The organism is uncultured Roseobacter sp. (assembly GCF_947491795.1).
GTDB lineage: Bacteria > Pseudomonadota > Alphaproteobacteria > Rhodobacterales > Rhodobacteraceae > Roseobacter.
The window spans coordinates 820,444-838,990 of record NZ_CANLKW010000002.1 but is presented as its reverse complement, the minus strand read 5'-3'; the positions used below and the strand labels follow the sequence as shown (position 1 = coordinate 838,990).

Annotated in this window: 21 protein-coding genes; 15 read left to right on the top strand and 6 right to left on the bottom strand. The window is 59.2% G+C overall.

Annotation, left to right across the window (positions count from 1 at the left end):
* Window positions 1–31 precede the first annotated feature (31 nt).
* From ispH to Q1A34_RS10975, 5 genes are read left to right on the top strand one after another with little or no spacing between them, the layout of a single operon-like run.
* Complete coding sequence (gene ispH / locus Q1A34_RS10995) at window positions 32–982, top strand: 4-hydroxy-3-methylbut-2-enyl diphosphate reductase (RefSeq protein ID WP_300033722.1); 951 nt, start codon at window positions 32–34, stop codon at window positions 980–982.
* Entirely contained in the window at window positions 979–1,431 is a 453-nt protein-coding gene (locus Q1A34_RS10990; protein ID WP_300033720.1) for a DUF3429 domain-containing protein, read from the top strand. Before ispH ends, Q1A34_RS10990 begins: the two co-directional genes overlap by 4 nt.
* Window positions 1,428–2,021, top strand: coding sequence for a bifunctional 2-polyprenyl-6-hydroxyphenol methylase/3-demethylubiquinol 3-O-methyltransferase UbiG (locus Q1A34_RS10985; protein WP_300033718.1), 594 nt, complete (start codon window positions 1,428–1,430; stop codon window positions 2,019–2,021). Before Q1A34_RS10990 ends, Q1A34_RS10985 begins: the two co-directional genes overlap by 4 nt.
* A complete protein-coding gene (gene rnhA, locus Q1A34_RS10980) occupies window positions 2,014–2,466 on the top strand; it encodes a ribonuclease HI (protein ID WP_300033716.1) in 453 nt (150 codons plus the stop codon). Before Q1A34_RS10985 ends, rnhA begins: the two co-directional genes overlap by 8 nt.
* Window positions 2,463–3,086 carry a trimeric intracellular cation channel family protein gene (locus tag Q1A34_RS10975; RefSeq protein ID WP_300033714.1) on the top strand — a complete coding sequence of 208 codons (624 nt, stop codon included), beginning with the start codon at window positions 2,463–2,465 and terminating at the stop codon, window positions 3,084–3,086. The genes rnhA and Q1A34_RS10975 overlap by 4 nt, the downstream gene beginning before the upstream one ends.
* Window position 3,087: 1 nt before the next feature.
* Here Q1A34_RS10975 and Q1A34_RS10970 read toward each other — a convergent pair whose 3' ends face one another.
* Genes Q1A34_RS10970 through Q1A34_RS10960 form a run of 3 tightly spaced genes read right to left on the bottom strand, consistent with a single transcriptional unit; the run spans window position 3,088 to window position 6,124 of the window.
* The gene (locus tag Q1A34_RS10970; protein WP_300033712.1) at window positions 3,088–4,113 is read right to left on the bottom strand and encodes a substrate-binding domain-containing protein; all 1,026 of its coding nucleotides are present in this window, start codon (window positions 4,111–4,113) and stop codon (window positions 3,088–3,090) included.
* Entirely contained in the window at window positions 4,083–5,459 is a 1,377-nt protein-coding gene (locus tag Q1A34_RS10965; RefSeq protein WP_300033710.1) for a sensor histidine kinase, read from the bottom strand. The genes Q1A34_RS10970 and Q1A34_RS10965 overlap by 31 nt, the downstream gene beginning before the upstream one ends.
* The gene (locus Q1A34_RS10960) at window positions 5,456–6,124 is read right to left on the bottom strand and encodes a response regulator transcription factor (protein WP_300033708.1); all 669 of its coding nucleotides are present in this window, start codon (window positions 6,122–6,124) and stop codon (window positions 5,456–5,458) included. Before Q1A34_RS10960 ends, Q1A34_RS10965 begins: the two co-directional genes overlap by 4 nt.
* A gap of 102 nt (window positions 6,125–6,226) precedes the next feature.
* On the opposite strand from Q1A34_RS10960, the gene Q1A34_RS10955 reads away from it, so the two are divergent.
* From Q1A34_RS10955 to Q1A34_RS10930, 6 genes are all read left to right on the top strand, one after another.
* A complete protein-coding gene (locus Q1A34_RS10955; protein WP_300033706.1) occupies window positions 6,227–7,195 on the top strand; it encodes a tripartite tricarboxylate transporter substrate-binding protein in 969 nt (322 codons plus the stop codon).
* A complete protein-coding gene (locus Q1A34_RS10950) occupies window positions 7,195–7,686 on the top strand; it encodes a tripartite tricarboxylate transporter TctB family protein (protein ID WP_300033704.1) in 492 nt (163 codons plus the stop codon). Before Q1A34_RS10955 ends, Q1A34_RS10950 begins: the two co-directional genes overlap by 1 nt.
* 1 nt (window position 7,687) lies before the next feature.
* Entirely contained in the window at window positions 7,688–9,208 is a 1,521-nt protein-coding gene (locus tag Q1A34_RS10945; RefSeq protein ID WP_300033702.1) for a tripartite tricarboxylate transporter permease, read from the top strand.
* On the top strand, window positions 9,208–10,563 hold the full coding sequence (locus Q1A34_RS10940) for an acyclic terpene utilization AtuA family protein (protein ID WP_300033700.1): 1,356 nt from the start codon (window positions 9,208–9,210) through the stop codon (window positions 10,561–10,563). The genes Q1A34_RS10945 and Q1A34_RS10940 overlap by 1 nt, the downstream gene beginning before the upstream one ends.
* Window positions 10,556–10,855, top strand: coding sequence for a DUF4387 family protein (locus tag Q1A34_RS10935; RefSeq protein WP_300033698.1), 300 nt, complete (start codon window positions 10,556–10,558; stop codon window positions 10,853–10,855). The genes Q1A34_RS10940 and Q1A34_RS10935 overlap by 8 nt, the downstream gene beginning before the upstream one ends.
* Before the next feature lie 126 nt (window positions 10,856–10,981).
* Window positions 10,982–11,674 carry a D-lyxose/D-mannose family sugar isomerase gene (locus Q1A34_RS10930; RefSeq protein WP_300033696.1) on the top strand — a complete coding sequence of 231 codons (693 nt, stop codon included), beginning with the start codon at window positions 10,982–10,984 and terminating at the stop codon, window positions 11,672–11,674.
* Window positions 11,675–11,713: 39 nt separating this feature from the next.
* Here the strand turns inward: Q1A34_RS10930 and Q1A34_RS10925 are convergent, their stop codons facing one another.
* Window positions 11,714–12,610, bottom strand: a complete 897-nt coding sequence (locus tag Q1A34_RS10925) for a UTP--glucose-1-phosphate uridylyltransferase (protein WP_366942826.1) — start codon at window positions 12,608–12,610, stop codon at window positions 11,714–11,716.
* Between the two features lie 316 nt (window positions 12,611–12,926).
* On the opposite strand from Q1A34_RS10925, the gene Q1A34_RS10920 reads away from it, so the two are divergent.
* From Q1A34_RS10920 to Q1A34_RS10905, 4 genes are all read left to right on the top strand, one after another.
* On the top strand, window positions 12,927–14,069 hold the full coding sequence (locus Q1A34_RS10920) for an NAD(P)H-dependent glycerol-3-phosphate dehydrogenase (RefSeq protein WP_300033692.1): 1,143 nt from the start codon (window positions 12,927–12,929) through the stop codon (window positions 14,067–14,069).
* Window positions 14,066–14,842: an HAD-IIB family hydrolase gene (locus Q1A34_RS10915; protein ID WP_300033690.1), complete on the top strand. Its 777-nt coding sequence runs from the start codon at window positions 14,066–14,068 to the stop codon at window positions 14,840–14,842. Before Q1A34_RS10920 ends, Q1A34_RS10915 begins: the two co-directional genes overlap by 4 nt.
* Window positions 14,843–14,852: 10 nt before the next feature.
* Window positions 14,853–16,340 (top strand): glucosylglycerol-phosphate synthase, encoded by a 1,488-nt coding sequence (ggpS, locus tag Q1A34_RS10910; protein ID WP_300033688.1) that lies wholly within the window; start codon window positions 14,853–14,855, stop codon window positions 16,338–16,340.
* A gap of 189 nt (window positions 16,341–16,529) precedes the next feature.
* Window positions 16,530–17,516 carry a D-cysteine desulfhydrase family protein gene (locus Q1A34_RS10905; protein WP_300033686.1) on the top strand — a complete coding sequence of 329 codons (987 nt, stop codon included), beginning with the start codon at window positions 16,530–16,532 and terminating at the stop codon, window positions 17,514–17,516.
* Between the two features lie 33 nt (window positions 17,517–17,549).
* On the opposite strand, the gene Q1A34_RS10900 is transcribed toward Q1A34_RS10905, so the two are convergent.
* Window positions 17,550–17,864 (bottom strand): anti-sigma factor, encoded by a 315-nt coding sequence (locus Q1A34_RS10900; RefSeq protein ID WP_300033684.1) that lies wholly within the window; start codon window positions 17,862–17,864, stop codon window positions 17,550–17,552.
* The gene (locus Q1A34_RS10895; RefSeq protein WP_300033682.1) at window positions 17,861–18,445 is read right to left on the bottom strand and encodes a sigma-70 family RNA polymerase sigma factor; all 585 of its coding nucleotides are present in this window, start codon (window positions 18,443–18,445) and stop codon (window positions 17,861–17,863) included. Before Q1A34_RS10895 ends, Q1A34_RS10900 begins: the two co-directional genes overlap by 4 nt.
* Between the last annotated feature and the right edge of the window lie 102 nt (window positions 18,446–18,547).

The window sequence follows — 18,547 nt, the reverse complement described above, 5'->3', positions numbered from 1 at the left end:
TTAACTCTGGTTTCGCAATCCGGAGACTGTCATGACCAGACCGCCCCTTACCCTCTATCTTGCCGCACCGCGCGGTTTCTGCGCGGGTGTTGACCGTGCCATAAGAATTGTCGAGATGGCGCTGGAAAAATGGGGCGCGCCCGTCTACGTTCGGCACGAGATTGTGCACAACAAATTCGTGGTAGACGGCCTGCGCAGCAAAGGCGCTGTTTTTGTCGAAGAGCTGTCCGAATGCCCCGACGACCGGCCGGTAATCTTTTCTGCACACGGTGTTCCAAAATCAGTACCCCAGGCAGCCCAGGCCCGCGAAATGGTCTATGTCGATGCCACATGTCCACTGGTGAGCAAGGTGCATATCGAGGCACAGCGCCATGCGGACAATGGATTGCAAATGGTCATGATCGGCCACGCCGGCCACCCGGAAACCGTGGGCACCATGGGGCAGCTGCCCGAGGGTGAAGTGCTGCTGGTCGAGACCCCGGGCGATGTCGCAGATATCAGCGTACGCGATCCCGAAAGGCTGGCCTATGTGACGCAAACCACGCTCAGCGTAGATGATACTGCCGATGTTGTCGCCGCCCTGCAGGAGAGGTTTCCGGCCATTGTCGGGCCCCACAAAGAAGACATCTGTTATGCGACCACCAACCGCCAGGAGGCGGTCAAGGCGATGGCACCAAAGTGCGACGCGATGCTGGTGGTCGGTGCGCCGAACTCTTCCAACTCAAAGCGACTTGTGGAAGTGGGCGCACGCGCAGGATGCAACTATGCCCAGCTTGTGCAACGTGCCGATGATATCGACTGGCGTGCGCTTGAGGGGATAAGGTCTGTGGGGATCACAGCGGGAGCATCTGCACCAGAAGTGCTCATCAACGAAGTAATCGACGCCTTTTGCGACCGCTATGACGTCGCGCGCGAACTGGTCGAGACCGCCGTCGAAAACGTGGAATTCAAAGTACCCCGCGTGCTGCGCGAACCGGCATGAACCGCATTCCTGCTGCCCCCCTGATCCTTGGCCTGGCGGGCCTGATACCGTTTGTCTGGGGCGCTCTGACGTATCTGAACCCCGCCCTTGCTGACTGGGGCCTCAGAGCGTTCGGCCCAAGATTTATCGGACCCTACGTTCAGCTCTTTTACGGCTCTGTCATTCTGTCTTTTATGTCCGGGGTGCTCTGGGGGTTCGCGACAAAAACCAGCGGCACACAGGCTGCCGTGGGCTACACACTGTCGGTGATCCCGGCACTCTGGGCGTTCTTTATGACCGGAGGGGGACCCGTCAGTGCGGGGTTGAACCTCATGTTTGGCTTTGGCGGCCTTCTCATCCTTGACTTTGCTTTTCACCGGTGGGGGCTGACGCCGTCATGGTGGATGCGTCTGCGGATTTTGCTGACGACAGTTGTACTGGCCTGCCTGGCCGTTGGAGTATTCCTGTGAGCGACAAAGAAACGCTGGGCGTCTACGCCAGCAAGGCCGCAGAGTATGCCGACCTGACTACCGCCGCAAATACCGCTGACCCCTTGCTGACTGCCTTTATCGCTGAAACGGTCCCGGGTGGCACCGTGCTGGATCTTGGCTGCGGTCCCGGAACATCAGCGGCCTTAATGGCGCGCGCGGGTCTTCTGGTACATGCATGGGATCCGGTGCCCGAGATGGTGGCACTTGCCCAACAGCACCCGGGCGTCAGCGCGCGTGTCGCCGGGTTCGATGATCTGACAGAAACCGCCGTCTATGATGGCATCTGGGCAAACTATTCTTTGCTGCATGCATCGCGGGACGCCATGCCACGCCATCTTTCCGCAATAACGAATGCGCTCCGGGCGGGCGGTCGCTTTCACATAGCACTGAAATCCGGCAGCGGCTGCAAACGCGACCGGCTTGGCAGGCTCTACACCTACTATTCAGATGTTGAACTGACCAGCCTTCTTGAGGATGCGGGACTGACCGTAACCGGGCGGGCGGAGGGCGTTGGCACAGGTCTTGACGGGTCCTTGTCCGAATGGATAAGCCTCGCCGCACATGCCTGAGCTTTTTGCATATACAGACGGCGCCTGTTCGGGCAATCCCGGCCCCGGCGGCTGGGGCGCCCTGCTCCAGGCCATGGACGGCAAGACCGTTGTCAAAGAACGCGAGCTCAAAGGCGGCGAGCCACAGACCACCAACAACCGCATGGAACTGCTCGCCGCGATCAACGCGCTGGAAAGCCTGAACCGTGAAAGCACGATAACCATCGTGACCGACAGCAACTATGTCAAAAACGGTATCACCAGCTGGATATATGGCTGGAAGAAAAACGGATGGAAAAACGCCGCGAAAAAACCGGTGGCCAACGCAGAACTGTGGCAAAGGCTGGATACAGCAAACCAGCGGCATACCGTGACCTGGAAGTGGGTCAAAGGGCACGCGGGGCACCCTGAGAACGAGCGGGCAGACGAACTGGCGCGGGCGGGCATGGCCCCTTTCAAGAAATGACGCTGCTCGGTTTTCTGGACTATGCGTCTGTTTTCATTTTTGCGCTGACCGGGGCCCTGGTTGCCAGCCGCCAGCAGCTGGATGTTGTCGGCTTCGCCTTTGTGGCCTGCCTGACAGCCGTTGGCGGCGGTACGGTCCGCGATGTGTTGCTGGACCGCAACCCGATTTTCTGGATCGCGCAACCGTCCTATATTGCGACGGCCTGTGCGGCGGCCGTGCTGGTCTATCTGACGGCGCATCTGTTCGAGAGCCGTCTGAAAACGCTGATCTGGCTGGACAGTTTTGCGCTTGCCGTTGCCGTACCGGCGGGTGCGGGTGTGGCTCTGGCACTTGGTCAGGCACCTTTGGTTGTCGTTCTGATGGGTACGATCACCGGCTGTATGGGCGGGCTGTTGCGCGATGTGGTTCTGAACGATGTGCCGACCGTTCTCAAGCAGGGCGAATTGTATGTGACAGCCGCCTTTTCAGGCGCGACAGCAGGCGCATTGGCACGGCCATATTTCGATGACGCGCTTCTGCCTTTGCTGATCTGTGCCGCTCTCACCTGGGCATTGCGCGCAGGATCAATCGCCTTTGGCTGGAGCCTGCCCGTCTACAAGTCCACACCGCCGCGCAGCTGATTTACTCCTGCTCGACCGAGCTGACCCAACTGCGCAGAAAGGTTTCCCGCCGCATCCGGTCCAGAAACACAAGAAGGCCGGGGCCCAGACGGATCGGTCGCAGAACACTCTCGTCACCGTCCCTTGCATCAAGACTGACCGGCGGCAGGCCCGTTGCCTGCACCAGCTCTGGCCGGTTGCTCATCCCGGCCAGAAAGTCGATCATCAGACCGGCCTCCTCAACAGCTCTGGCATTCATGGGGATCAGCGCAGAACGGAGCATGACAGACACGAAATCCTCCATCTCAACCACCCTGATGCCCGGGGTGTCCTTTAGCCGGACCCGCGCGTAAGAGCCCAGTACGTTATACGCCAGCGCCAGGTCTCCGCTGGCCACGTCTGTGATCATCTCCCCCGAACAGCAATACAGCTGCGTCTCAAGCCGCCCCATTACCTCCGTCAGTCGCCAGTAGCTTTCCGTGTTCCGCGAATCCTGCGTCGCAAAAAGATACCCGAGGCCGGATCTGCGCACGTCATAGGTTCCGATCCGGCCTCTGAATACCTGCGGATTCCCGCGCAGCAACTCTATCAGCCCTGCGCGGTTGCGGGGTGTCTCCAGATCGCGGAACAGACGGTCATTGACGACGAGGACTGCAGGCTCCTGGGTGAACGCAAACACCATGTCGCGCCAACTGGCCCAGGCCGGCAGACGCGCAGTTGCTTCCGACAGATAGGCCTGAGCCAGACCGTCATTTGCCAGCTTGGTCTGCAGGTCCATCGCCGATGAGATGACAAGATCATAAAGTGCTCCCTCATCCTGGATGGCGGCCATGACACCCGTGCTCCCCGCAACATCATAGACAATTGATATCTCAGGGTTCTCCGCCTGGAAACTGCGCAATATCGGATCAAAAACGGCCTGGTCCGCCGTTGACAGAATGCGCAATTCGGACGCGCCTGCCGGGTAACTGTGGCTTTCCTCTATGTCGAACGCGGCAGAACTTCCCGCCCACCAGGTCAGCAGCAGGGCAAAACAAGCGTAACGCATGCACCACCTCCTTTCGGGTCGGTCGCAATTTCCAGAGATCCGCCGTGCGCGCGCGCCACATCAGTGACAATCGTCAGACCAAGCCCCGAACCCACGACATCCCCCACATTAGTGCCCCGTGAAAAACGGTCCGGCAAGCGGGCAATATCCGCGGCCTCAAAGCCGCGGCCCTGATCACAAAAGGTCATACGACAGATATCGTCTCCGCTCAGGGAAATCGCGATATCGGTTTCCGCCGGGGAATACTTGATGGCATTGTCCAGGATATTGCGTACGGCGTTCTGCAACAGAATCGGATCGCCGCGCACCCGCAGCGGCTGGTCCGGCAGATCAAGACGAATGCTGATATCACGCAAATCCGCCGTAGGTCCGAGCCGGTCTACCACCTCCCGCAGCAGATCAGCCGGGTTCACGATTTCAGTCTCCAGGTGGTCCGAACGCAGCGTGACCATAGCGTGATCCAGAAGCTGCCCGGCAGAGCGCGAGCTTTCATCAATGGCGCGGATCATCTGCCGCAATGCCTGCCGGTTTTGTGGTTTCTCCATTTGCAGGTGTACCACTTCGGCCTGGGTTCTGACGGTCGCCAGCGGGGTTCGCACGCGATGTGCCGCCTCTACAATCAGATCCTCAGATCGCCCCAGCGCAGCACTCAGCCGGGACATAAAACTGTTCAGACCCCCGACAAGAGGTGCCAGTTCAGACGGTGCTTCGGCACTGACGGGCCGCAGGTCTTTGGGACCTCTGCGCGCCATAGCCTCGGCAAGGCGGCTCAGGGGGCGCAGGGCATTCTGTGCCGCCAGGGCACTCAGTGCTGTGGCAACCAGAAAGAATGCTACACCAATCGCTGTGGCGGTTGTGGTGATCCGTGACGATATCGCAGCAAGCCCCAGACGCGTCTGCGCCACAACAACTTCAACGCGTCGGGGCTGATTGGCCGCCGCGAGAGTACGCGTCACAACCACTGCGCGCAGGCTGTCACCGCGATAGGAATAGGTATCAAACAGCGGCACACCGGGCCTGCTCTGCCCCTCCGGTACAGGCAGGTCATCATAGCCGGTCAAAGTCTTACCATCGAGGATAACGTGGTAAAACACGCGGTCCTCGGAAACCGTGCCCAGCATCGAAAGCGCCGAGTAGGGAATTTCGACCCGCACGGACCCGTTGTCCGAATAAAGCGCATCGGCAATCGATGTCGCAGAGGCCGCCAGAATATTGTCCTGGGTCTGTTCCGTTGCATTGCCCGCGACACCTCTGACGGTCAGAAAAAACGCCACTGACAAGAGTGCCGCAACAAGGGCCAGTTGGATAACAAGCCGTCGGCGAATGGACAGTGTGGATCCGTTCATCCCCGGCGAACCATGCGGTAGCCAAGACCGCGCACCGTCTCAATTGTTGCATCTGAGCCTGACAGCCTGCGTCTGAGCCTGCCGACATAAACCTCGATGGCGTTTTCCGAGACTTCCTCTGAAAAAGAAAACAACCGGTCCATCAGATGCGATTTGGAAAAAATCTGACCCGGTGCAGCAAAAAATACCTCCAGCAGACGCATCTCTCTGTTACGCAGTTGCACAGTCTCACCGCCTGCCGAAATAATTCCGCTGGTCGAATCAAAGGTCAGACCTGCAAATTCCCGACTGTTATCTGCAGCCCCGCCATGACGCCGCATCACAGCACGCACACGCGCTTCGAGCTCGGTAAAGTCGAAGGGTTTGGTGATATAGTCATCCGCGCCCAGGTCCAGCAAGCCCACCCTGTCGGACACTTCGGAGCGGGCCGTCAGGACAATCACGGGTGTTGGATTATCTGCGCTACGGTGCCGTCGCAGGAAACCCCGCCCGTCGCCGTCGGGCAGCATAATGTCGAGCAAAATCAGATCGTAATCCACAGTTTTCGTGGCCAGCTCGGCATCTGACAGACAATCGGCATGATCCACAGCATGGCCGCCTAGGGCAAACCGCCCTGTGAGGGCGCGCGCCAGATCAGCATTGTCTTCTACCAGCAGAAATCTCATCAGGCTCCGGTGTTCTTCATGCGTGACAGGTTGGTGTCAGGTTCCTACAGTCATGTGGCTACACAAGCGGGTGGAGACCCGCGTGTCAAATGGGAGGAACCAATGACAAAACGTCTCGTAGGGGCGCTCATCACGAGTGCCGTGCTCACTTTTGGTGCCGGTGGCGCCGCAACTGCTGCGGAATGCATCGCACCTGCAAACCCGGGTGGTGGCTGGGATTTTACCTGCCGCCAGATCGGTAAAATCATGTTCGACATCGGTGCCGTGGACAAACCCGTTCAGGTCACCAACATGCCCGGCGCGGGTGGCGGCCTGGCTTTTGGCAACGTTGTCAACGAACGCAGCGATGACACAGACCTGATTGTCGCGGCTTCCACCGCAACAACTACACGCCTCGCGCAGAATGCCTATGCAGGAATGACTGCGGACCAGGTACGTTTTGTGGGCGCCATCGGTGCTGATCCCGGCGTCATCGTTGTGGCCGCGGACAGCGCGTTCCAGTCACTCGGCGATCTGGTTGAGGCGATCAAAGCCGACCCGGGTTCGGTTGCCTTTGCCGGTGGCTCAGCAGTTGGTGGCTTTGACCACATGAAACCGCTGATGGTGCTCAAAGAGGGCGGCTTTACCGACATCACCAAGGTGAAGTACATCGGTGTTGACGGTGGTGCAGACGCGATCACACAGACAGTCGGCGGCTTCACCCAGGCAATGACCGGCGACATGTCCGAAGTCGTCAGCTTCCTTTCGAACGGCGATATCCGCGTCATCGCGGTTCTGACCGATGAGCGGGTCCCGGGTTTTGAGGATATTCCAACAGCCAAAGAGCAGGGCTATGACGTTGTAGCTGTGAACTGGCGCGGTCTCTATGTGCCCAAGGATATTTCCGACGCGAGGTTCGACGAATGGGCGGGCAAACTGCAACAGGTCGCGGACAGCCCCGAGTGGGCCCAGGCGATGGCCGACAATGGCCTGGCACCCTTCACCAAAGTTGGCGGTGATTTCCAGTCCTACATCGACGGTCTGGTTGCTGACATTGCTGCACTTTCCAAAGAGCTGGGGGTTACCCAGTAATGGCTTCAGACCGCATCTTCGGTCTGGTCACTCTGATCACGGCAGTCGCGTATATCGCGGCTGCCACTCAGATTCAGACGAACTTCTTCTCGGGCGAGTTTCTGCCAAAACTGTTTCCGCTGATGATCGGCGCGGTCGCAGTAGTCTGTTCTTTGTCGATAATCTTCAAGCCCGATCCCGACCCGGCCTGGCCGCAACCGCCCACGTGGATTTCCATGGGTATCGCCGTCGTGGTTCTTGCTTTCTATGCGGTGCTGCTGACACCGCTTGGGTTCATCCTGCCCACAGTCTTTGCCGCAGGCATTCTCAGCTATCAGATTTCGCCGCGGATACGGCCCGCCATCCTGTCAGGCATCGGCCTGTCGCTGGGCCTTTTCGTGCTGTTCAAATACGCGCTTGGTCTCGGCAACATCGTTGCATACCGCATCCCGACCGCCGCCAAGCTCTGGGACGCGATTGCCATTCTTATTCCGTTCGTCGGGGGACACTGACATGGATATCCTTGCAAACCTCGCCATCGGCTTTGGCGTCGCGCTGTCGCCCTATACCCTTTTTCTGGCGGTCTGCGGCTGCTTTCTGGGCACCATTATCGGTGCGCTGCCCGGGCTTGGCCCGTCGAACGGTGTCGCCATTCTGATCCCCATCACCTTTACGCTTGGCCTTGATGCGACATCCGCCCTGGTGCTGATGACCTCGGTCTATTACGGCGCGATGTATGGTGGCCGGATTTCTTCCATTCTGCTCAACATCCCTGGCGACGAGCCCGCGCTGATGACCACGCTCGACGGATATCCGATGGCAAAGAGTGGTCGCGCGGGCGACGCGCTGGTGCTCTCTGGCGTAGCTTCTTTCGTCGGTGCCTTGCTGGCCACGATCGGCCTGATGCTGCTGGCGCCTTCACTGGCGCGGGTCGCATTTCTCTTTGGTCCGGCGGAATACTTTGCACTTTATCTTCTGGCCTTCTGCACCCTCGGTGGCATGGCCTCCAACAACCAGGCCAAGGCGGCCCTTGCGGCCTGTATTGGCCTCGGCATTGCGATGATCGGTGTGGACAGCTCTTCCGGTCTGCCCCGTCTGACCGGTGGCAATCTGCATCTGTACGACGGCATTGATTTCCTCGTGGCAATCGTGGGCCTCTTTGCCATCGCCGAGATTTTCTTTTTCATCGAAAGCCACGGCAAAGGGTCTTCCATAGGGATCAAACTCGACAAGGTCACGATCCCCTGGAAGGACATCATGGCCACGAAATGGACCATGCTGCGGGCTTCGGGCGTCGGGTTTATCGCCGGCATCCTGCCCGGCGCGGGCGCATCGCTCGGATCATTCCTGGCCTATATGACCGAGAAATCGATCGCTGGCCCCAACGGTGGCTTTGGCAAAGGTGCGGCCAAGGGCATTGCCGCTCCAGAGGCCGGAAACAACTCGGCCGCAGGCGGCGCCCTTGTTCCGATGCTGACACTGGGCGTGCCCGGATCAGGTACCACGGCGGTGTTGCTGGCACTCCTGATGACGCTGAACATCACGCCGGGACCTACACTCTTTTCCGAACGCCCGGAAGTGGTCTGGGGCCTCATCGCTTCACTGCTGATCGCGAACTTCGTCCTGCTGGCGATGAACGTGCCTATGGTCAAAATCTTTGTGCGCATCCTGATGGTGCCCGCATGGGTGTTGCTGCCCGGGGTAACGATGATCTCCTTTGTCGGCATCTATTCGCTTTCGGGCAGCTATTTCGACCTGCTGCTGATGATCGGTTTCGGCGTGCTGGGGTATTTCCTGCGCAAACTGGATGTGCCCACCGTACCGGTCATTCTGGGTATCCTGCTGGGGGGCAATATGGAGGACGCGCTGCGTCGTGCCATGACGCTGTCAGATGGTGATCCGATGTATCTTTTCTCGTCGCCCATCGCCATCGGGTTCTGGATCGCCGCGATTGCGGGTTTTGTCGCCCCGATGTTCCTGCGCGGTGTTCTGAAGAAACCTCAAAAGCACCCGACCGACGGGCCCATCGACTGATGGTAAAGGTCCTTGTTCCTTCCGGCGCTCTCGGTCTGAACTATGATCAGGAGGCTCTCACGCGCGGCATCGCGGCTGGGCCCGACATCATCGCAATTGACGGCGGCTCGACAGACAGCGGGCCGTCATACCTGGGGCGCGGCGTATCGAAATACGCGCGTTCCTCTACCAAAATCGAATGGGCGGGTCTGATGCAGGCCCGGGCCGAAGCCGGTGTGCCGCTGGTCATCGGTACGGCTGGAACCTGTGGTGCAGACAGCGCAGTGGACTGGATGCTCGACATCACGCGCGAGATCGCTGCCGAGCAGGCACGGCCTTTGCGGATTGCCGTGCTGCGTAGTGGTCAGGACCCTGAATTCATTGCGTCCGAGTGGGAGGCAAACCGCATCACCCCTCTGGGCAACGCGCCCGAGATTGACGCCGATCTCCTGCGCAGCTGCACCAACATTGTTGCGTTGGCGGGCGCTGAACAAATCGCTGCAGCGCTGGAAACAGGCGCAGACATTATCATTGCAGGCCGCACGACGGACACGGCAATCCTCGCAGCACTTCCGCTGATGCGGGGCTGTCACGCGGGCGGTGCCTGGCACGGTGCAAAAATCGGGGAATGTGGCGCGCTGTGTGCGACCAACCCGCAGTCCGGCGTGATCATGATCGACTTTGACGATGCCGGTTTCACCGTGACGCCGCTTGCGGATGGCGCGCATGCCTCTCCGCATACGGTCTCGGCGCATATGCTCTATGAGAACTCAGACCCTTTTATTCTGTATGAGCCCGGCGGCCATCTGGATGTCACAGATGCTGAATACACCAGCATCGATGCGCGGTCTGTGCGGGTGACCGGCTCGGAATGGGTGCCGACAGATGACTATACGGTCAAGCTGGAAGGCGCGCGCGCCGTGGGCTACCGAAGCGTCGCCATCGCCCTGCTGCGCGATCGGCACTATGTGCAGAACGCACCCGCCTGGGCGGATGATATCGTGGCGAAGTGCAGTGCCAAAGTCATGGAGCGCATGGGGCTGAGCGCCGACGCATTCACGCTCGAGCTGCGTCTGATCGGTCATTCCGCCAGCTTTGGCAAACTGGAAAAACGCACTGCAGACCCGGTTGAGATCGGCGTGGTGGCGATTATCACTGCGCCAACCGAGGCACAGGCCGGTGAGATCGGCAAAATGCTCAACCCTTATCTGCTGCACCATCCGCTGACGCAGGAAGAGGAGCAGCCCACCTTTGCCTTTCTTTTCTCACCTCCTGAAATGGCGCATGGCGTGGTCTATGAATTCGCGCTGAACCATGTGCTGCATCTGGACGACCCAATGCGCGCCTTCCGCCTGGAGGTCATGGACATTGGCTGAACTCCGCTCTCTCGTCACCAAGGTACGCAGCAAAAACGCCGGCCCGTTCTGGCTGACCATCGACATTTTCTGTGGCTCGGCTGAGAGCTTTGCGCGCGTGCGCGACGGGCTGAGCGTTTCTCAGATTGCCGCCGTGTTTGAGGCCGATACCCAGACGGTCAAACGGTTCGATATCGAGAACCTGCATGTCGTGAAATTCAGCCTGCCCCGCCCGGCGGTTCAGGGTGCCGTCGAAGACCGCGACATGCATGGCGCGTCCTGGGCTGCGCTGATCGGTGAGCTCGACATCTGAATATTCATCCGAATTCGGCGTGTTGCGGTTGCCGAAACATGTTTCGTCATGCGCCATGCGCAAAAGTACTTTTCCCGCGCCACTGACGCGGCTAAGGACTGCAGGAAAATCCCGGAGGCCCGACACATGAAACGCTCAGAAATCAACACTATTCTGTCCGAGGCAGACGCATTCATCCGAGCCTTCGGCTACTCCATGCCGGGTTTTGCCTACTGGTCCCCCGATGAGATGCTGAGCCGCAAAGCAGATATAACCGGGATCACAGGTGCCCGTCTTGGATGGGACATCACTGACTATGGCGCCGGCGATTTCGACAACATGGGGCTGTTCCTTTTCACCACGCGTAACGGCTCGCTGGCCGAACTGCAGGCGGGCGGCGGCATGTGCTATGCGGAAAAGATCATGATCTCGCGGCACAACCAGATTTCACCGATGCACCGCCATGTGCTCAAGACCGAAGATATCATAAACCGCGGCGGTGCAACGCTGGCGATCGAGATGTTTGAAAGTGCGTCCGACGGCAGCATTGATCGCGGGGCGCCGGTGCCGGTGGCCTGTGACGGTGTGCTCCGGACCCTGGCACCTGGTGACGTGCTGGAACTTGCGCCGGGCGAAAGCGTCACGCTGCGCCCGGGCAACTGGCACAAGTTCTGGGGTGAAGGCGGCGACGTCCTGATCGGCGAAGTATCGGCTGTCAACGACGACCTGACGGACAATATCTTTGAGCAGGAGATTGGGCGTTTTGCCAGCATCGACGAGGACGTGGCGCCGAACCACCTGCTCGTCTCTGATTACGAAGCCTGGGGGTTGCTGACCTGAAGCGTGGGCGCGGGCGGTTTTCGGCGCCCGCCGCATGTGTCACGCTGCGAGCGTGCCCGCAGTTGCTGCCGCGATCATCTCTTCCAAAACCGCTTCGCATTCGGGATCATCTGCCGCCAGATGCAGTGTGGCCCGCAGCATGCCGGCCTTGGATCCGCAGTCAAACCGCTGACCGGAAAACCGCAGCCCGGCCAGACCAACCCGGTCAGCTCCCCGCGCAATGGCGTCTGTCAACTGTATCTCGCCCCCTGCGCCGGGCGTCTGCTTCGCCAGGTCATCAAAGATTGACGCATCAAGGATGTACCGGCCAACAACGGCCTCACGGGACGGTGCTTCTGACGGTTCCGGCTTTTCAACCATGCCATCTGCCCGGAGCACCCTGCCTTCGGTTTTGGTCACGGAAAGAATGCCATATTTTCGCGTTTCCTCTGCCGGGACTTGCATCGTTGCCACCATGTGTCCGGGTGTATTCCGGCGGTAGGCATCTACCATTTCCCCGATGCAACCCTGCCCAAGAATAAGATCGTCCGGCAGGATGACGGCAACCGGTCCGGGCAGGACATGGTCGCGTGCGCACAGGACCGCATGCCCGAGCCCGAGTGGCTGGTCCTGCATTGTGAATACCACCTCGTCCGATCCTTCCGGAAAAGATGCCTCGCGCAACTCGTCTGCGAGTTCTGCTTTGCCCCGCGACCTCAACTCGGCGCGCAGGCGCGCGTCGTCCATCACATGCCGTTCAATGGCTGATTTGGACGGGTGACTTACAAACACCATACGCTCAATACCAGCCGCCTGAGCTTCGTCGATTGCATAATGAATGAGCGGCGTATCGATAACCGGCAGTAACTCTTTGGGTGTTGCTTTGGTAGCGGGGAGAAAACGGGTCCCCAGTCCGGCGACAGGAAAGATTGCAGTGCGGACGGCGGGCGTTGGCATGATCATAAACTCCTGAACTCGTGCTGCGTTGCGGCATGATATAATGCCATTGCCCAAAATGTCAAAATACGACGCATATTTGTCGCTTTCCGTCCATTTGATGCATATTTTTTAAGCAGTATAGCCTGTTTCCTTTGCACATCAGCTCAACCAGTGCGGCGAAACGGTACAATTCTAGGTATAATTTGCTATTGCAGCATTGATTTAACGGATAGAGGGCACACGTTTGCGACATCCTCGGATCATTTACGACACATTCCGGGGTAAGCGTGCCACTCCGGGCGCAGCGCACTGATAAAAACAGACGAGGCAACCGATGAAGCACCAACCGGTATCCGGAACCCCCTGCCCTTTCCCCGCACGCCCCTATGCACGGGCGGCAGTCATCGGTGCAGGCTCATGGGGCACCGCGCTCGCAGCAACGCTTGCCAGGGCGGGCGTAAAAACATGTATCTGGGGCCGTGACAGCGCGGTAGTCGATGCGATTAACACCAGGCACGAGAACACAGCCTATTTGCCCGGCGTGGCTCTGCCCGGCAAACTGCGCGCCGCCCGCTCGATGTCTGATGCACTGGAGCAGGCGCAGGTAATTCTGATTGTTGTGCCATCCCGTAGTATCCGGAACGTTGCACGGCAGGTTGCCGAATACGCGCCGGCCGGTGTTCCGGTTGCAATCTGCGCCAAGGGCATTGAGGCTGAAACCGGTCTTCTGATGACCCAGGTTGCCGAGGAGGAACTGGGAGAGCATCCAACGGGCTGCGTGTCCGGCCCGACGTTTGCGCGCGAAACTGCGCTGGGTCACCCGACCGCCGCGACAGTTGCGTTCCCCTTTACCTATGCGGATCGTCTGCGCCCCGATGAAAGCCCTGCTGCGCGTCTTGCAGTGTCCCTGACGACCGAAAGCTTCCGCGCATACGTGTCTGATGATCTCGTCGGTGTTGAAATCGGTGGTGCCGTAAAGAATGTAGTTGCCATAGCCTGCGGGATGATGACCGGCGCGGGGTTTGCAGAGAATACACGTGCCGCCCTGATCACGCGCGGCCTTGATGAAATGAAATGCCTGGCCGAGGCCCTGGGCGGGCGGCGCGAGACAGTTACCGGACTGTCCGGTATCGGAGATCTCTCCCTGACCTGTTCGAGTGCGACATCGCGCAATATGGCATTGGGTCAGCAACTGGGACAGGGCACGCCAAGAGACGCCTGTTTTGACGGCAGACCGGTGGTTGTAGAGGGCGAATTGAACGCGCGCTCCGTGACCGACCTGGCCCGCCGCGTCGGTGTCTCAATGCCCATATGTGAAACCGTGCGGGACATCCTGCATGAAGGGGCCGATCTGGGCATGGCTTTCGCCAGCCTCTGGGCCCGGCCAATCGAAGCTGAACCGCGGGCAATGGACGTTGCCTTCAGCCACCCGGCTTCGGACCACGACATTTCAACACTTGCCGAAAGGATATCATGACCCGTCACGAAACCTTCACCGCACCCGACATTGCCGACAAAGACCTGGTTCTTGCGACGGACCTCGACGGAACGTTCCTTGGTGGAACGGACGAAGAGCGCAGCCGCTTCTACAACTGGATCGAAGCCAACCGCAGCCGCGTCGGGCTGATCTTTGTAACCGGTCGTGACCCGGGGTTCATCAGTGATCTGACGCGGAACCAGGGCGTTCCGCGACCCGAATACGTCGTGGGCGATGTTGGAACCACCGTCGCAAAGGTTGGCACAGACCATGTCCTGGAACCCATTGAAAAACTGGAAGAAGAAATCGCGACCGCCTGGAACGGGGCGGGACTGCGCGTGCAGGCGGCCCTCGCCGGGATGCCGGGGCTGAAACTTCAGTCCGCCGCCTTCCGCTACAGGGTCAGCTATGACATGGACGCCAACAGATTTGACGGACGCGCTGTCGACGTGATCGCAGGGCTTGGTCTCGACACGCTGATTTCGGACGACCGATACTTTGATGTTTTGCCGCGCGGGGTCAGCAAAGGGCCCACGCTTCTGCGCCTTCTCGCCCATCTGGGCATTCAAAACGAAAAGACGCTCGTTGCCGGGGACACACTGAACGATCTGTCGATGCTGACGCTAGGCCTGCCCGCAGTTGCTGTTGGCAACTCCGAGGATGCGCTGTTCCGCGAAGTCGACGGCCTCGAGCATGTTCACAAGGCCGAGGCACATGGTGTCGCCGGCATCGCCGAAGCCATCATCGCCCGCAAGATGTTCCCCGCCAGCTGAGGAGTTTCCTATGTCGTCCGATCTGATCATTGTTTACCACCGGCAACCCTACGAAGAAGTGGTGGAAAACGGAGAAACTGTACTTCGGGAAAACAAAAGCCCGAACGGCATTGTGCCGACGCTCAAAAGCTTCTTCGGCGGCGTGCGCCACGGCGCATGGATCGCCTGGAAACTGGCGGACGATCCGGAAAACCCCGACTTTGAGCAGCGGATCGAGATTGACGACGCCTATGGAAAATACTCCGTGTCCAGGTTGCCGCTGTCTGCGGAGCAGGTGCGCGAATACTACCACGTCACGTCAAAGGAAGCCTTCTGGCCCATTCTGCACCAATTCAAGGAACGCTATAACTATGACCCGGTAGACTGGCCCAATTTTCAGGCTGTAAACCGGCGCTTTGCCGAGGCAGCGGCGGCAGAGGCCGCCCCGGGCGCTCTGGTGTGGGTGCATGACTATAACCTGTGGCTGGTGCCCGGTTACCTGCGCGAACTGCGGCCGGATGTGCGCATTGCCTTTTTCCATCACACACCGTTTCCATCCGTGGATATGTTCAACGTGCTGCCCTGGCGCAAAGAGATTATGGCGAGCCTGCTGGCCTGCGACGACGTCGGCTTTCACATTCCGCGCTATGCAGCAAACTTTGTTTCAGTTGCCCGCAGCCTCTTTGATGTAGAGGTCACCGAACGCGAACGCGTGCCAGAGAAGTGGATTTCCGAGGGCACGGCACTGACGGAACGCATCATGCCAACAGAGATCGGATTCGAGAACCGTCGCGTCGCTGTCAGCGTGACGCCGGTTGGTGTGGACACTGCCTTTATCGACGATCGCGCCCGGTCTGATGAGGCACAGCAAAAGGCTGCACATCTGCGCAAAGGGCTCGGTGATACTCAGTTGATTTTGTCAGTCGGACGGACGGATTACACCAAGGGTGGCATTGAACAGCTCACCTGTTTTGAACGTTTGCTCGAAAACCATCCGGACCTGCGCGGCAAAATCCGTCTGATGCATGTCTCCGTGTCAGCCGCGCGCGAAATGACAGCTTATGAAGCGGTCCAGAATGAGATCGAGCAGACAGCGGGGCGGATCAACGGGCGGTTTGGCACACTCGACTGGCAACCCGTCGCATTGATGTCGCGTGCAATACCTTTTGCTGAACTGGTCGCCTACTACCAGGCGGCAGATGTTGCATGGATCACACCGCTGGCCGACGGCATGAACCTGGTGTGCAAAGAGTTTGTCGCGTCGCGTGTCGATGGAGACGGCGCACTGGTGCTGTCCGAATTTGCAGGGGCGGCTGTCGAATTGGGCGATGCCATCGTCGCAAACCCCTTCTCGAACAAGTCGATGGACCGCGCAATTCTGACGGCTCTGGAAATGCCTGAGCAGGAACGCAGGACCAGAATGGCGTCTTTGCGACAGGCCGTATTCGAAACAGATGTACGCAGCTGGACGCCGGGGACGCTGGCGCTGGATCCGGGCTGGGTCGTCGCTGCCGAATAGTTTTTGATCGTAAAACCGGCACCCGTAGGTCGGGACAGTCTTGAGCTGCCGTGCCCCGATGGGCATGGCAAGACGGGCCTGCCATTGCGATATGCGCGATTGTCCGCAAGTATGGCATCAGCGCTCGCGGCTCCCTTGCACGGGTGATAACGACGCTGCTCCGAAACATGCACGGAACTTCCGGCAATGATGTCAAAAGTGCCCATTGTCAGCCAACCCACACCTCTTGAGAGGCTGCCGCGGCTGTCTGAAACGCTGGGTATTGATCTGTTTGTCAAACGGGACGATCTGGCTGGCCCCTCGCTGGGCGGTAACAAATCACGACAACTGGAGTACTATTTTGGTGCAGCCCTGGAAGCAGGGGCAGACACTGTCCTGATCACTGGCGCGGTCCAGTCCAACTTCGTGCGGTTGACTGCTGCGGTGGCAGCGACGCTTGGAATGCAGGCCGTGGTCCAGCTCGAAGACAGGGTGGGGGACCACTCGCAGGAATATCAGGCAGGTGGAAATGCGTTGCTCTGCGATCTGCTGGGCGCAAGGATACTGCGTTATCCCAAAGGCGAGGACGAAGCGGGCGCAGACGCCGCGTTGCATACCCATGCTGAAATCCTGCGCGCCGAAAGGTATAAACCATACGTCATCCATCTCTCAGAGGGGCATCCTCCGCTGGGTGCGCTGGGGTATGTTGATGCGGCTCATGAAATTCTTGCACAGAACAGCGGCTTTGACTTTTTCGTCGTCGCGTCCGGCAGTGGATCCACGCACAGCGGACTTTTGGCAGGTCTTCGTGGGGCCGGGTCGACCGCCCGTGTGATCGGCAGCTGTGTACGACGGCCAGCGCGCGCACAGGCCGCCCGCATCTCACGCATCATCAGCCGCCTGTCCGACATCAGCAACGACGCAAGGGCTGTTAAAGAAAGTGACATAGAGATCTGGGATGGTGCACTGGCGCCCGGATACGGGCAACCGGGCCAGCCCGCTGTGGACGCAATGAAGCTGATGGCGCGTCAGGCGGGCCTTGTCCTAGACCCGGTCTACACCTCGAAATCCTTCGCGGCGATCCCGGCACTTGTGGAAAGCGGTCAGATACCGCGCGGCAGCCGGGTCTGCTTTGTGCACACCGGTGGCCTTGGAGCGCTTGGCGCTTACGGTACGGCCATCCGCGATATTTTATAGCGGGGATTGTTACACGGTGTCCCATGCTGCAGTCTATTTGCGCGCGTTCTTGTCCAGAATTTCCTGAACCAGAGACTGCGAAACCTGGCCCATCCCCAGCTGCTCATAGGGCACATCAAAGAGTGCACCGGTCAGGGCAATGGTGCGATTGTAAGCTGCCAGATAAGCGCGGCATTCCCGGCAGACTTTCAGGTGCAGTTCGAATTTCATCCGTTCCTGCCATGAAAGATCAGCAGCCAGATAATCGTCGATCTTCAGTTCCAGATCGCTGCAGCTCATCATCAGCGGCATCCTGAACATCACGCTGCGGGCCTTCTTCCTGAGTGTGCGGTGGGATTTGTCGTTCACAGCTGGCCCTCCAGTCGCAGTTCTTCCAAAAGTGTTCTGAGTGCTGCCCTGGCACGGTGCAGGCGGACTTTGACATTGGTCTCACTCAACCCCAGATGATCACTCACTTCGCGCGTGCTCAGCCCTTCGATATCACGCAGGCACACAACGATACGGTAGTCTTCCGGCAGAGACCGGATCGCCATTGTCACCGCCTGGACCGTCTGCGCGCTTTCCAACAGCTGCTCTGGTGTCACCTGATCTGTCAGAGCGGGATCCAGCCTGCATCCACCACCGTCGAATTGTGGTTGCAGAGCATCTATGTCCAGTTCCCTGCGGCTGTTGATTTTCCGGCGCAGCATCAGTGCTTCGTTGATGACAATACGGTGCATCCAGCCTTTTAAACTGCCACGCCCGTCAAAATCGCCGGCTTTGTCCAGAATTCTGGAAAAGGCCATCTGAACCGCATCCTCAGCATGCCCTTTTTCCATGAGTATGCGGAGCGCCACGCCCATCATCCAGCCCAGATTTGCCTGTACAAACCCCGCCAGGTCCTCTGGCAGAACCGCGCTGTCTCTCTCCGAATGCGGCAGCTCAGTCACCTGTGGTTCAATCCTCTCACGGAAGCCTGACGAATTCCCAGCCAGATGTGTAACGTCAGGCCTGTTAAATTCATCCCGTATGGTAACAGTAATTACAAGCAG

Coding starts and splice junctions, on each gene's coding strand:
- ispH (WP_300033722.1), top strand. CDS start 32: ATGACCAGACCGCCCCTTACCCTCTATCTTGCCGCACCGCGCGGTTTC.
- Q1A34_RS10990 (WP_300033720.1), top strand. CDS start 979: ATGAACCGCATTCCTGCTGCCCCCCTGATCCTTGGCCTGGCGGGCCTG.
- rnhA (WP_300033716.1), top strand. CDS start 2,014: ATGCCTGAGCTTTTTGCATATACAGACGGCGCCTGTTCGGGCAATCCC.
- Q1A34_RS10975 (WP_300033714.1), top strand. CDS start 2,463: ATGACGCTGCTCGGTTTTCTGGACTATGCGTCTGTTTTCATTTTTGCG.
- Q1A34_RS10970 (WP_300033712.1), bottom strand. CDS start 4,113: ATGCGTTACGCTTGTTTTGCCCTGCTGCTGACCTGGTGGGCGGGAAGT.
- Q1A34_RS10965 (WP_300033710.1), bottom strand. CDS start 5,459: ATGAACGGATCCACACTGTCCATTCGCCGACGGCTTGTTATCCAACTG.
- Q1A34_RS10960 (WP_300033708.1), bottom strand. CDS start 6,124: ATGAGATTTCTGCTGGTAGAAGACAATGCTGATCTGGCGCGCGCCCTC.
- Q1A34_RS10955 (WP_300033706.1), top strand. CDS start 6,227: ATGACAAAACGTCTCGTAGGGGCGCTCATCACGAGTGCCGTGCTCACT.
- Q1A34_RS10950 (WP_300033704.1), top strand. CDS start 7,195: ATGGCTTCAGACCGCATCTTCGGTCTGGTCACTCTGATCACGGCAGTC.
- Q1A34_RS10945 (WP_300033702.1), top strand. CDS start 7,688: ATGGATATCCTTGCAAACCTCGCCATCGGCTTTGGCGTCGCGCTGTCG.
- Q1A34_RS10940 (WP_300033700.1), top strand. CDS start 9,208: ATGGTAAAGGTCCTTGTTCCTTCCGGCGCTCTCGGTCTGAACTATGAT.
- Q1A34_RS10930 (WP_300033696.1), top strand. CDS start 10,982: ATGAAACGCTCAGAAATCAACACTATTCTGTCCGAGGCAGACGCATTC.
- Q1A34_RS10925 (WP_366942826.1), bottom strand. CDS start 12,610: ATGCCAACGCCCGCCGTCCGCACTGCAATCTTTCCTGTCGCCGGACTG.
- Q1A34_RS10920 (WP_300033692.1), top strand. CDS start 12,927: ATGAAGCACCAACCGGTATCCGGAACCCCCTGCCCTTTCCCCGCACGC.
- Q1A34_RS10915 (WP_300033690.1), top strand. CDS start 14,066: ATGACCCGTCACGAAACCTTCACCGCACCCGACATTGCCGACAAAGAC.
- ggpS (WP_300033688.1), top strand. CDS start 14,853: ATGTCGTCCGATCTGATCATTGTTTACCACCGGCAACCCTACGAAGAA.
- Q1A34_RS10905 (WP_300033686.1), top strand. CDS start 16,530: ATGTCAAAAGTGCCCATTGTCAGCCAACCCACACCTCTTGAGAGGCTG.